Annotated in this window: 10 protein-coding genes; 7 read left to right on the forward strand and 3 right to left on the reverse strand. The window is 46.9% G+C overall.

What is annotated here, in order from left to right; translation table 11 throughout:
- The first annotated feature begins 42 nt into the window (after positions 1-42).
- Positions 43-453, forward strand: a complete 411-nt coding sequence (locus BZA03_RS11680; RefSeq protein ID WP_014951154.1) for a hypothetical protein — start codon at positions 43-45, stop codon at positions 451-453.
- Positions 454-524: 71 nt separating this feature from the next.
- Entirely contained in the window at positions 525-2,642 is a 2,118-nt protein-coding gene (locus BZA03_RS11685) for a TonB-dependent siderophore receptor (protein WP_110288871.1), read from the forward strand.
- Positions 2,643-2,797: 155 nt separating this feature from the next.
- Here the strand turns inward: BZA03_RS11685 and BZA03_RS11690 are convergent, their stop codons facing one another.
- Positions 2,798-3,580 (reverse strand): sulfite exporter TauE/SafE family protein, encoded by a 783-nt coding sequence (locus BZA03_RS11690; RefSeq protein WP_039233682.1) that lies wholly within the window; start codon positions 3,578-3,580, stop codon positions 2,798-2,800.
- A 621-nt stretch (positions 3,581-4,201) separates the two neighbouring features.
- On the opposite strand from BZA03_RS11690, the gene BZA03_RS11695 reads away from it, so the two are divergent.
- From BZA03_RS11695 to BZA03_RS11715, 5 genes are all read left to right on the forward strand, one after another.
- Positions 4,202-4,624 (forward strand): nuclear transport factor 2 family protein, encoded by a 423-nt coding sequence (locus BZA03_RS11695; RefSeq protein ID WP_039229165.1) that lies wholly within the window; start codon positions 4,202-4,204, stop codon positions 4,622-4,624.
- Between the two features lie 144 nt (positions 4,625-4,768).
- Positions 4,769-5,479: a hydrolase gene (locus tag BZA03_RS11700; protein WP_014951159.1), complete on the forward strand. Its 711-nt coding sequence runs from the start codon at positions 4,769-4,771 to the stop codon at positions 5,477-5,479.
- Positions 5,480-5,543: 64 nt separating this feature from the next.
- On the forward strand, positions 5,544-5,912 hold the full coding sequence (locus BZA03_RS11705) for a cytochrome c (protein WP_014951160.1): 369 nt from the start codon (positions 5,544-5,546) through the stop codon (positions 5,910-5,912).
- A gap of 10 nt (positions 5,913-5,922) precedes the next feature.
- Positions 5,923-7,683, forward strand: coding sequence for an amidohydrolase (locus BZA03_RS11710; protein ID WP_110288872.1), 1,761 nt, complete (start codon positions 5,923-5,925; stop codon positions 7,681-7,683).
- Positions 7,684-7,695: 12 nt separating this feature from the next.
- Entirely contained in the window at positions 7,696-8,550 is an 855-nt protein-coding gene (locus BZA03_RS11715; RefSeq protein WP_110288873.1) for a pirin family protein, read from the forward strand.
- A 116-nt stretch (positions 8,551-8,666) separates the two neighbouring features.
- Here the strand turns inward: BZA03_RS11715 and BZA03_RS11720 are convergent, their stop codons facing one another.
- Both BZA03_RS11720 and BZA03_RS11725 read right to left on the reverse strand, forming a co-directional pair.
- Positions 8,667-10,052: a 5-methyltetrahydrofolate--homocysteine methyltransferase gene (locus tag BZA03_RS11720; RefSeq protein ID WP_110288874.1), complete on the reverse strand. Its 1,386-nt coding sequence runs from the start codon at positions 10,050-10,052 to the stop codon at positions 8,667-8,669.
- 40 nt (positions 10,053-10,092) lie between these two features.
- Positions 10,093-12,495 (reverse strand): TonB-dependent receptor, encoded by a 2,403-nt coding sequence (locus BZA03_RS11725; RefSeq protein WP_258364631.1) that lies wholly within the window; start codon positions 12,493-12,495, stop codon positions 10,093-10,095.
- Between the last annotated feature and the right edge of the window lie 10 nt (positions 12,496-12,505).

The raw sequence follows: 12,505 nt of genomic DNA on the forward strand, positions 1-12,505 counted from the left end.
AACGCAGGCTATGATAAAAAGGCGCTAACCAGATAAAGAAAAATGACTTTAAGACGCCTACTTACACTAACACTTTGCCTTTGTATGCTTTTGCAAAATGCATTAGCACTTGGCCTTGCTGCCCATACTATGCAGCAAGCACGTGCGTTTGTAGGTGAAGATATTGAACTTATTTGTACTGGCAAGACCATGCGCTACATTTCAATTAGCGCCACTGAGTTTGAAGGTGAGTTCGTTTTTGTTAGCCCCGAACTGCTCAAAGCACCCGCCGAGCACGTTGACTGTACCAATGGCACGTTAGCCGACTTACCTCAGGTTGACGAGCCACTACATGCCACATTACCTTTGCTATCGCTGGTTCGCTATCGCGCTTTAGTCGCGCGTTTAGCGGCTAAGCCCTTTACAGATTTTGCTTACGCGGCGCCGCTAAGTCGTGCCCCACCACACGCATAACAACCTCCCAAACACACTGAACATGCATGCTTTCACCATGCACAACACTCGTTTTTTAAAATGGAATTGTTATGAAGCAATCTATCATTGCGCTTGCCGTATTCACTGCGTGCGCGCCCGTACACATTTACGCAAACACCATCGACTTAGCCGATAACACTTCGACAGAAGTGGTCACCGTTATTGGCACACCGCTTTCCCTTAGCACGCAAAATATCGAGCAAGAGTCTGTTAGTGCTACCAGCAATATTGACGCTGACTTTGGCGATCAGCTTGCCACATTACCTGGCGTGTCGATATCTCGAAACGGCCCAGTCACCGGGCTTATTCAGTATAGAGGACTTTATGGTGACCGAGTTGGCGTAAGCATTGATGGCGTTGATATTGCTGGAGCAGGACCAAACGCCATGGACTCGCCCCTTTCTCATGTGCTGCCAGAACCAGGACTGACCGCTACCCTTTACCGGGGGATTGTGCCAGTAAGTGCAGGTGTGCAGACGCTAGGCGGAAAGCTTCGCATTCACTCTGATGCCTCAGCACTTTTTGACTTGAATACAGGCTTTAGCGGTAGCGTAAGTGCCAGCGCAATATCTCCGGGGAGCGGTCAGCAATACCAAGGCAATCTGTTTTATAAGAGTGAGCAGGCTTTTGTTAGCGGCGCCTTCACTCATCAGCAGCGCGACGAACAAGAGTCGGGAGATAACAGCGTTATACCAAACAGCCATTACCAAAGAAATGGCGGTAAGTTTAGGGCGGGCGTCGAGTGGGGCAATCACCAAGTCGATGTGAGTTATCAGCAACTTAATACTAACGAAAGCGGCACGCCTGCTTTAGCCATGGACATTGGTTTTATTGATGCCGCTTGGTATCGACTGGGCTATCGCTATAACGCAAATGATAGGGAGTTCTTCACGTTAAGCTGGTTTGGCAACAGCAACCAACATGCCATGGACAACTTCTCACAGCGCATGGTGATGTCTGCCGACATGGCGAGAGAGAATAACGCTGATGCTATTGCTCAAGGTGTAGATGCCACCTATGTAATGCCATTTTATGAAGGTGACCTCAAACTAGGTGCCTATCTGCACCACAGCAGGAATAACTCGACCATCACCAACCCTAATAACGGCATGTTCTTCGTTGATAACTTTACCAACGTAGAAAAAGACACAGCCAGCGTGTACGCAGAATGGCAGCGAGATAAAGCATCCTTTTCAACAACAATTGGTACCCGATATACACGTGTTGACATGGATGCCGGGCTAGCCGGTTCTAATATGGTTATGATGAACCCTGCCATTGCTTCACTCGTTGATGATTTCAACGCGGCAGAACGCAGTAAGAGCTATAACATGTTAGATATTGCCGCTAGCACGCGATATCACGCCAGCGACAATGTCGATGTTGTCCTTGGCGTATCGCAGAAAAACCGTGCCCCTACTTACTTCGAGCGCTATACGTGGCTACCTCTTGGTATTTCTGGGGGAATGGCAGACGGATTTAACTACATTGGTAACTTGGCTCTAGACAACGAAACTGCACGCCAGATAGATGTGGGTATTGATTACCGTTTCAAAAGCTGGTCAGTTTCTCCTCGCCTCTTTTATCAAGATATTGAAGACTATATTACTGGTTCTCCCAGCACGAATATGGCTGCCAATATGGTCTCCACCATGATGGCAGGCACAACACCATTTCAATGGACTAATACAGACGCCGTAATCAAAGGGGCAGATCTGACTGTTTCGGGTAATGTGTTTGATAACGTGAAGCTTAACGCAGTAGCAAGTGTTCAGCACGGTAATCGCGACGATATAGACGATGCTTTGTTTCGTATCGCCCCCGAACAGCTAATCACCACCATTCAGTGGGATACACAGCTACTTAATGCGCCAATGGCGCTGCAACTAACGTCAGAATTGGCAGGAGCACAAAACCACGTTTCAGCGCTACAAAATGAAACCACTACTGCAGGATATGGATTGGTGCATATTACGGGGCTTTTCACCCTTATAGATAATGCGCGGTCAAATCTTCAGATTACGGCCACCATTCATAACCTATTTGATAAGCATTACGCCCCACACACAGCGGGAATTAACCGCGTGAGGAATACTGATGTTGCAGTAGGTGAGCGAGTACCCGCAGCGGGACGAGAGTGGCATCTATCGCTGAGCTACAGGTTCTAACCGTTTAAAACTCAAACTTCAAAAGGCATAAAGATAAACCAGTGATTCTCCTTCGCTGGTTTATCTTCTCTTAATGTCTGATACACATGCCGTTTTAAACGCTAGAAATGAAAACTTGCGCACTAACGTAAGTATTTTGAAGGTAAAGAACTGTGTCAGATTACAGCGGGAAATAAGGTTGAGAATGCCTGCCACAAGAGCCGCAGGGCCAACAGTGTCACCACTATCTTGAACGCCAGCATAAATTTATCAGCGGGGACACGCTTTAATACTTTCAAGCCGATGAATGTGCCGAGCGCACCACTGGCAATCATAATAATGATTAGCCCGGCCCACTGGGCAAAAGAAAACCCTACAAAGGTAAAAACAAACGCTTTAAGGCCGTGTTGCAGTGTCATACAGCTGGCAAACGTGCCGGTAATCTGCATTTTGCTGTAATTATTTCTGTGTACAAATGCCGCCACCAGAGGCCCTGTGGCACCTACAAACATTGAAACCAGCGTGGTTACCAACCCTGCCAATGTTCTACCCGCGGGGTTCATTTCTTGTGCTTTGGGTTTACTCCCCCACACCAGAAATAAAATAAATGCGGCAACCGCAAATTGAATAATAACCAACGGCAGCTGAACCACAACAAACGAGGCCAAAAAAGCGCCAACGATTGCGCCTAAAGAAAAATACTTCAGCATATTCCAGTCGATATGCCTTGCCGTCATCAGTGCACGGTTACCGTTTGAACCAAGCTGTACTAAACCGTGAACCGGGATCAGCGCACTGACTGGCATAGTACCGGCCATTACTGCCAGTAGTAAGACCCCGCCACCAATACCCAGCGTTGCTGTCATCATCGACGTAAAGAAGGAGGTAACAACAAGTACTACTGATGATGACATCGACATCGCATCATTGGCCGTTAACCAGCTATAAAGTAACTCCAAGGGTCAAATTCCACCTTAATTCGTAACACAGTTTGTATGGTTTGAGTGATCATTACACCAAAACATATCGTTTAAATATCATACAAAACTCACGCCTAACGCGTAAGGTTATTTATCATGCCTTCTATTAGTTATTTAAACAAAGCACTTCGAATAATACGTGACAAGCAGTGTACAAAAGGCGCTAAGCTAGTTGCCAGGCAACTTCTCCGCAATAGCGGGTTCACTGATAAAGATATTTATGATTGTTTAAAGCAGGGCACGATTATTCGCATTACCATATTTGAAGCCTAGGGTAGCGTTACATCTTATACCTTACACTTACCGCTTGCCCACCCACTCGCATGGGTCTAATTTCTATACCTAAAAACCCATTGACTTTCTTCATTGTGCACAGGATACTCGGGTCATTAAATACTCACTAGCAGCGCACTGTTTTTAAATACTATGCCTAAAAACACGAATACACATACTGCTTACTCAGCGTCTGCGCTGATTATTATTCTCGCTATTCTAAGGAATGGGCGGGTTAGCTAGTGCGTAAATAGAATTCACTAAACCCGCCGCAAAGGCGGGTTTTTTATTGGCTCGTCTTGCGGTAAAAATAACGGAACGACAGCCATGAACAATCCAATATCTCACGTGTTACAACAGTTGCATGACGCAGTAAACCGCGGCGATCAAGACGCCTTATCCCAATGTTATGCTAGCGATGCAACAGTGGTCGCGACCCCTATGTCCAGCTCAACGCAAAACCAAGCCGCTGAAGAACATGCCACGCAGCGAGACTGCGTTGATGCCCTGCTTAAATTTCAAAAGAAATTCATGCCCGATCATTTTGTTACAACCGGAGATGAACGGGTTATACAAGCAGGTGACGTAGCGCTAGTCGTCGCTAAGCTTTACCTTGTTCCTAAAACAACACCCAACGCCCTACCCTGCGAGGGTAAGCGCGCCGTTTATGTTCTGCAAAGGGATGCAAGTGGTGAATGGCGCTGTGTCATCGATAACTTCTTCGGTACTGATTTGTTAGATTTTGCGTGATTCTCTCAAACCCAGGCATTTGATTCTAAAAATTAGAATAATTAGATGAATTTTTACGCATTTTAAATTAATAAAAACGAACATAAGATTTATCTCGAGGTTTACGAAGTACTCACAACAAACTTAATCCAAGAGGAAATCACAATGTTCAATATTAAAAAATCAATGGCAGCACTTGTTACTGGCTTAACCTTTCTTGTTCCTTCTGTGCAAGCGGGAGAGCCAGCCAAGAGCCTTCTGACACCCGACAACCACACGGTCATTCTTATCGACCACCAGCCTCAAATGGCGTTTGCAACACGCTCACATTCAATCGAAGATGTGCGCAACAACGTTACAGGTCTAGCAAAATCTGCAAAGGCATTTAATGTACCCACTATTCTGACAACCGTAGCTGAAAAGTCATTCAGCGGCCCGCTTTTCCCGGAATTAAAAGCAGTATTCCCCGACCAAACACCTATTGACCGCACAACGATGAATACCTGGGAAGATAAGCGAGTCACCGACAAGGTTAAGAAATTTAAAAAGAACAAAATTGTTATTGCAGCGCTTTGGACAGAAGTTTGCGGTGTAGGTCCAGTGCTGTCTGCCATTGAAGAAGGCTATGACGTGTATTTTGTAACCGATGCGTCTGGTGGTGTATCTAAAGAAGCTCACGACATGGCGGTTCAGCGTATGATTCAGGCAGGTGCTCAACCCATTACTTGGTTGCAGTACCTTCTAGAACTTCAACGTGATTGGGCTCGCACTGAAAGCTATGTGGACGTGACAAACATCGCAAAAGAACATGCTGGGGGATACGGTTTAGGCCTTATTTACGCAACCGAAATGTTTAACGCCAAAGAAGGCCAGTAGCCTTTGATGCGACAGGTCACCGTGACCTGTCGCACTTGTATCGTTACTGCACGAGGAGTTTAACATGAGAGCTTTGCACCCACTTGTAGCACTATTGACCGCGCTTCAAATCGCAACACTTTCTTTCAGCGTTAGCGCTAATACCGATAGCGCGCAATACGAAAAAGGCCAAACACTTTCACAATACTGTATGGGGTGTCACGGTGAAACAGGCATTGCCAACATTGAAAGTAACCCTAATTTGGCAGGTCAGAACAAACCGTACCTAGTTTATGCACTTAAAGCTTATCGCGACGGCATCAGGAAAGGCGGTATGGCCAGCATCATGCGCCCCAATGCATCAGGGCTTAGCGATGACGATATTGACGCCCTAGCCACTTATTTTGCAGCCCAGTCAGGTAAACAAACCACTAGCCAAAGCAGCAATAACTAGGAGCTATCCCATGAATTTATTATTGTCACGTTTTTCGATTGTTGCTCTATTGTTTGGCGCTAGCCAGGCAATGGCTGCCCCAGATCTGGTCGTTGTAAATGCAAAAATCACAAATGCGAGCGGCCAAACCTATTCGGCTCTTAGCGTAGAAAACGGTAAATTTAACGCCTTTTCGCAAGATGCCCAACAGCTGCTAGCAGACGCAGATAGTGCCACTCAAGTAATCGATGCAAAAGGACAGCGGCTCATTCCAGGTATTAATGACTCGCATATGCACGTAACGCGTGGAGGACGTTTTTATAATTTAGAAACTCGCTGGGAAGGTATTACAAGCTTGAAAGAAGGCTTAGCCATGCTAGAAGCACAAGCCAAACGCACGCCCAAGGGTCAATGGGTAAGAGTCATTGGAGGTTTCAGCCCTTATCAATTTGAAGAGAAGCGCTTACCTACACCACAAGAGCTTACCGACATCGCGCCAAACACACCGGTATTTGTGCTTCATCTTTACTCAGGCGGTGTGCTCAATAAAAAAGGCCTTGAAGCACTGGGAATAGACAAAGACACCCAAGCACCAAAGGGAAGCGTGATAGAGCGAGATGCTAACGGCAACCCCACAGGTGTTTTGCTCGCTCAACCCAACCCAATGATTTTATATAAGACCATTGCCGCGCTGCCTCAACTAAGCGCAAATGAACAGTTAAATTCCAGTCGACAGTTTTATCGCAAACTACTTAGCCTAGGCGTAACCAGTGTAGTAGACGCAGGCGGCGGTGGCCATACCTTTCCTGAAGACTATACAGCCAGTGAAACCCTTGCCAAGCTCGGTGAGTTACCGATACGGGTTTCTAATTACTTGTTCCCGCAAGTGCCTAATAAAGAAATGGTGAGTTTTGCTACATGGATGAGTAAGTATGAAGCAAATCAAAACCAGCATATTCATTTAGACAATGGCTATGTAATTGAAGGCGGTGGCGAGCTACTCACTTATAAAGCGTCAGACTATGAAAACTTTCGTGCGCCACGCCCTGAACTTCCAGGCGAAGCCGAAGATGCGCTGGAAGAAGTGATTAGGCTTCATCTATTGCAGCAGTGGCCATTTAGGCTCCATGCCACTTATGACCAATCTATAACACGTATTTTAAACGTACTTGAACATATTCACTCAACACAGCCCGTTGATAGCGTGCGCTGGATTATCGACCACGCCGAGACGGTGTCTGATGAAAATCTTTCGCGCATTAAAACGTTAGGTGGCGCGATTGCGGTGCAAGGTCGTATGGCCTTTGCCGGTGAGGATTTCGTTGAGCGATATGGCGCCGAGCAAGCCAAGCGCACGCCCCCTATAAAGCAAATGCTTAGTGCTGGTATCACAGTGGGCTTAGGCACAGACGGTACCCGCGTTTCAAGTTTTAATCCATGGGCAACCTATTACTGGGCAGTGAGCGGAAAAACCGTGGGTGGTTTTGATTTAGGTACAAAGCATGTAGACAGACTGACAGCCCTAAATCTATTTACTCAAGGCAGTGCTGCACTATCTGGAGAAGAAAACGTTAAGGGTAGATTGCAACCTGGCTTTTACGCTGACTTTGCTATTCTTAACCACGATATCTTAACAGTAAGTGAAAAGGCATTGCTAAACACACAAGCACAGTTAACTGTCGTAGACGGCAACGTCGTTTTTGCCGATAGACAGCAGTACCCAGAACTCGCAACACCAATAGAATCAGCCGAGCCCGCGTGGTCACCGGTTAACTTCTCCCAACAACGTTAATTGAGAAAGATCATGGCAAAACGAATTTCATCTCACAAAAAAGATTTAGGTGGCTTCTCAGTAAGTCGCATTATTCCCCACGTTGACGCAAGGAGCATTGGCCCATTTGTTTTTGTTGACCATATGGGACCTGCACATTTCCCAGCAGGCAGCGGCATTAACGTTAGGCCCCACCCGCATATAGGACTGGCCACCATTAGCTATTTAATGGAAGGTAGTATGCTGCATAGGGATAGCTTAGGCACTATTCAGGAAATACAGCCTGGTGACGTAAACTGGATGACGGCGGGTAAAGGCATTGTTCACTCTGAGCGAGAGACCATTGAAACCCGAGGCACTGATCATGTGCTAAACGGTCTACAGTGCTGGGTTGCATTGCCTGAAGAAAAGGCAGATATGGAGCCCAGCTTTATACACGTTAACAAAGCTAAACTGCCTTATATACATCGTGAAAAAGTACTGATGCGACTAATTGCAGGGGAAGCGTACGGCTACACGTCACCGGTTAAGACGTACTCACCCATGTTTTATTTAGATGTGATAACAGAAGCAGGAGCGGTTATTGAGCGTCCATGTGGCAATTCTCAAACGGCCTGTTACGTTATTTCCGGAAAAGTAAAACTAGGCGGTGCAGTATTCAGCGCAGGCGAATTTGTGCTATTGGACGATGAAAGTGAAATTGAAACCATGGAGAATAGTCGCTACTTCCTTTTAGGTGGAGAGAAAATGGAGAAACAACCCATTTTACGTTGGAACTTTTTGGCGTACTCTCAAGAGAAAATAGAAGACGCTGAGGCTCGTTGGGCAAACGGGTTATTCCCAACTATTCCGGGTGACGACCGCGAGTTTATTCCGCTGCCTAAATAAAGCTGTTGTTGTAAGCAGCTCTAGCAACAAACTAATGGCTTTAAGCACAAAATACATTAAAACCAAAAAGAGCAGGCTTATAGCCTGCTCTTTCATTAGCGTAATACCACTACGAATTAATGGTCGTGATCGTCGTGCTCGTGTTCTTCAGCAATACCTAGCCAAACTGCACCTGCAGGCTCAAAATCCAGTTCAAGCAAGGTTTCCGTGGTCTCGGCTTCCAAATCAACAGCGAGGATAGCTTGCGCAACAGGGTCAACAACAAACAAGGCTTCTTCGTGTTGCGATGCCGCCATGCTAAATGACTGACCTTCTGCTAGGTTTGCGGCGCTGGCACTGGCCACATCAATTTTGTACGAAAATTCCCAGTGCGTGTCACCGTCTTCTTCATGCGCTTCTAGCAATGTTACAAAACCTTTGTCATCTAAAATAACAAAGAATTCACCGCCCATTGAGAAGCCGTATGACACTGCATGAGCGTCAGTCTCTGGCTGCCAGTCAATCACGCTCATTGTGCTAGTTACAGGCGACACATTGGCCAAGATGGCGCTGCCACCGCCGTGCCGTGAAGCAATACCAATAAACGCTTCAGCGTGTTCATGTCCATACATTGTGCCAATGCGCAAATCGCCAAGCCCATCAATGTTGTCAATAAACGCGCTGGTAAATACCTCATCATCTTCGTTGAGAATTAATACGCCGTCGCTACAGCCAAATGCCACAGCGATTTCGTTTTGAGCGGCGCCATGTAAATCAGCACACTCGCCATCAAAGCGTTGCTCTTCTTCGTACTCGCCATCATGCCAGTGATATACCGCAACGCTGTCTGGCAAGATTGGGTTAGCAGAACGAGACTCTGCATCATCACGACGTACAGTACTAATTAGCATGTCTCCACGCGGTTCCGCGACACCGTGCATATTTACAGTAAATTCCAAAGTAGGAACTTCTGTAATTTCACTAGCAATTTGGGTATCGGTTACCACTTTTACCGCTGCCGGCATGCTGGTGTCCGCATTTCCGTCGTAAAACACAGCAAGCTGACCGTCGTGTGTTACTACGTGAGTCGGTTGACTACCTTCAAGGGTGAAACCAGACAGACTTGGGGCTTCTTCATAGTCGTGCAGATGCTCTACGTGATCTTCTCGCCATAATCCACCATCAAGAAACTCAGTTAGTCCGTTTGCTCGGCTGTTGATGACTGCAAAGCGATAGTCTGCGGAGGCGCTTACACTGCTTCCATCAAAGGTTGCAGAAAACGTATCAAGTACTGAATTATCATCTAGATCAAAGACAGTGAGCGTATTTGATGCAGCATCGGCAACAACCAATCTGCCTTCACTTTCAATTTCATAATCTGAGTCGTGATCGTCGTGGTCGTGATCGTGATCATCCTCTGGCACCTCAATAGGATCCAGCTCTACAATATTGGTTTCTGCATCACCACAGCCTGCGAGCAAAAGTGCGCTGGCTATGGCGCTTAGTACTAGTCTATTTTTCATGTGTGTATCCCTATCAATAATTCTTTTTTATAAGCTGATCTTAGAAATAACCGCGTACGCCGAAAGCAAAGTTTCTACCCGGACGTGGTGCAATATCTTTCAGAAATGAGGTGTGAACGCGCGCTTCTTCGTCGGTTAGGTTTTCACCGCTCAGGTAAACCGATAAATCAATATCTCCCAAAGGAATGTCGTACGTGATTGAAGCATCAACAAGGGTGTAGCCGTCCGTTTCAGTCTCGAACGTCGAGATATCGTCTTGTTTTGCAAAATATGTGATGTCTAAATCTGCGCGAATGTTATCTAACGTGTAGGCAACGTGTGAGCCCACTCGCATGGGCGAAGTGCGAGGCAGTGCGCCACCATCTTTAAGGCGGGCTTTAACGTAGTCGGCGAAGAAATCGAGTTTTAGGTTGTCAGTGGTTTGCCAGGCAACTTGTAACTCAAAGCCATGAAGAACGGCGTCAGCTGAACCAAACAGGTAAACAGGTAATTCATCGCTGTGTTCATCTTCGCTATGCTCTTCTTCACCGTGCCCCTCTTCGCCATGATCATGGTCATGACCACTTTCAGCGAATAAGCCGGTTTCTTCTTGGAAGTAGTAGTTATCTACTTGGTTATAAAAGGCATTAAATACAAAGCCAACGTCACCCTGTGTTTTTCTGAACGTTAGGTCGATGTTATTTGCTGTCTCAAGATCGATTGCCGTTTGAGAAAGCACAAACTCGCCTTCCTCTGACAAATCAAACAGGGCGCCAATTTCATAGGTACGGGTGCCAATATGCGGGCCAAAAGAAAGAAGCTCAGAGGCAGAAGGGGCGCGCTCTGAACGGGAAAGTGAAACGCCCACGTTATAGCTTTCATTAATGGTATAAACCACACCCGCTGATAGCGATATAGGTGTAAATTCTTGATCCACCGCGAACTGTCGTACGAACTCGCTGCCTTCATGTTCGTCGTGAGCATGCTCATCATGATCATTTTCATCGTCGTGCTCGTGAGCGTCAAGCTCAGGCAACAGCACACTTGATGCGTCTAATGTTACGCTTTCCGCTCGCGCCCCCAATTGAACCAGAAAATCACCAAAGTGACGCTCTTCCATGAGTGCTACAGCAAACATCTCCATTTCTGAAGGCGGTGTAAAGGCTTCTTCGCCTTGAGCAAATACATCGCTCCCTTTGTAATGAAGGCTGATACCACCGCGCCAGCCAGCCATGGGTTTATGCAATAACTCTACGCGAAGTTCTTCGGTTTCATTACTAAAAGTGGTACCTACTAAACCGCCCTCAACTTCAGCATGTTCATAATCGGTATAGCCCGCTCTAAAGTGAACACTTTGCAAAAAGTCATTGGTAAAGTTGTACTCACCTAAAAGCTGATACTTAGTTTGCTCAAGATCAGCGAATACCGAAGTATCTCCGCCATGGCTGTGCCCAGGCACGCCATACTCTCGCTCAAATCGCTCTACCGCTACGCCAACATAGCCTTGGTCGAATAAATAGCTGGTCCCTAACGTAAACCCATTCGATTCTTCGTTACTGTTTTCAACCACATGGGCGCCATCTGGGTCATCAATGTCAGGGGCAACAGGTGTTTCATAATCATTTGAATCGCGGTAAAAACCGTCAGCGTAAAAGGCTATGTTGTCCACCCCAGTAGTCACGTTAAACGTTCCAAGTTTCTGGTCGTTAACGGTTTGCGTTTCTAATACAAATTCACCGCGCGTTTCAGTGGACGTGGGCACACGTTGGTCAACTACGTTCACCACACCGCCTATCGCACCGCTTCCGAAGAACAGGGTTGCTGGCCCACGCAGCACTTCAATTTGTTTAGCGGTTGAGGCTTCACTTGCTACTGCGTGGTCGGGGCCAACACGGGAAACGTCGCTCACATCCAAGCCATTTTGAGTAATCAGTACCCGTGGTCCGCTAAGGCCACGAATAATTGGCGTGCTCGCAACATTGCCATGGAAGTTAGACTGTACGCCGGGTAATTTTTCTAGCGTATCGCCCAGCGTGGCCGCTTGTTGCCGACGTAAGGTTTCGCCAGATAACACGCTCACTGGTGTGGCCGATTCCATCACCGATAAATGCATAGGCGTGGCGTGCACGTCAATGACCTCGATAGCACTGCGCGCCAAGACAAAGTTAGCGCCTTCTGCGTTGTCAGATTGAACTTGCGCATGCTCATGTAAGTGAGCGAAGCCAGAGGCGAATATGTGAAGCGTATAGTCGCCTTCCTTTACGTTAGAGAAAGTAAACTCGCCCAGCTCGTTAGTGCTGGTAACGCGCTTTAGCGCCTCAATTTCAACAGTGGCATTGGCGAGCGGCTTTCCGGCTGCATTAGTTACCGTGCCAGAAAGTGTTTGTGCCAGCGCTGACGGAGATGCTAATAGCAACGCAGGCGCTGAAAGCGATAAGCCTAACGCCAATCGAGACAGTTTCATTATTCTAACC

The organism is Alteromonas sp. I10, from assembly GCF_003201515.1.
Lineage (GTDB): Bacteria > Pseudomonadota > Gammaproteobacteria > Enterobacterales > Alteromonadaceae > Alteromonas > Alteromonas macleodii.

Excerpts from the sequence above, each read along its gene's own strand:
- BZA03_RS11685 (WP_110288871.1), top strand. The coding sequence starts at position 525 with ATGAAGCAATCTATCATTGCGCTTGCCGTATTCACTGCGTGCGCGCCC.
- BZA03_RS11725 (WP_258364631.1), bottom strand. The coding sequence starts at position 12,495 with ATGAAACTGTCTCGATTGGCGTTAGGCTTATCGCTTTCAGCGCCTGCG.
- BZA03_RS11715 (WP_110288873.1), top strand. The coding sequence starts at position 7,696 with ATGGCAAAACGAATTTCATCTCACAAAAAAGATTTAGGTGGCTTCTCA.
- BZA03_RS11680 (WP_014951154.1), top strand. The coding sequence starts at position 43 with ATGACTTTAAGACGCCTACTTACACTAACACTTTGCCTTTGTATGCTT.
- BZA03_RS11695 (WP_039229165.1), top strand. The coding sequence starts at position 4,202 with ATGAACAATCCAATATCTCACGTGTTACAACAGTTGCATGACGCAGTA.
- BZA03_RS11700 (WP_014951159.1), top strand. The coding sequence starts at position 4,769 with ATGTTCAATATTAAAAAATCAATGGCAGCACTTGTTACTGGCTTAACC.
- BZA03_RS11710 (WP_110288872.1), top strand. The coding sequence starts at position 5,923 with ATGAATTTATTATTGTCACGTTTTTCGATTGTTGCTCTATTGTTTGGC.
- BZA03_RS11720 (WP_110288874.1), bottom strand. The coding sequence starts at position 10,052 with ATGAAAAATAGACTAGTACTAAGCGCCATAGCCAGCGCACTTTTGCTC.
- BZA03_RS11705 (WP_014951160.1), top strand. The coding sequence starts at position 5,544 with ATGAGAGCTTTGCACCCACTTGTAGCACTATTGACCGCGCTTCAAATC.